The sequence below is a fragment of the Halomonas sp. SIMBA_159 genome (genome assembly GCF_046536035.1).
Classification (GTDB): domain Bacteria; phylum Pseudomonadota; class Gammaproteobacteria; order Pseudomonadales; family Halomonadaceae; genus Vreelandella; species Vreelandella venusta_A.
Window position 1 is genome coordinate 1 of record NZ_JAWJBT010001443.1, and the last position, 242, is coordinate 242.

Below are 242 nucleotides of genomic sequence, written 5' to 3' on the forward strand. Positions count from 1 at the left end.
CCTTTCACCATAGGCCAAGAAGAACGCTTGTCTTATGGTTCCGGCTCACCCCGGTCGCTTGGCGGCTTAGAGATCTCACTGGAAATTGGGTGTGTAGATGGTTGGGCGTTTCATTATTCATCCGCCAATCGGGAAATCGCTTCTTGCTTTGCGGGAGAAGGTGCGGGCTTTCTAGTTCGTCCACCTTCAAGGGGTGTGTCTCCCTACCTTGCTTCGCATAAGATTGTGGATTTTTATAGTAG

General features: G+C 50.4%; 1 protein-coding gene. It reads left to right on the forward strand.

Annotation, left to right across the window (positions count from 1 at the left end):
- Positions 1-27 precede the first annotated feature (27 nt).
- A partial coding sequence (locus R0J87_RS24010; RefSeq protein WP_498889547.1) for a hypothetical protein occupies positions 28-242 on the forward strand: 215 nt, incomplete at its 3' end.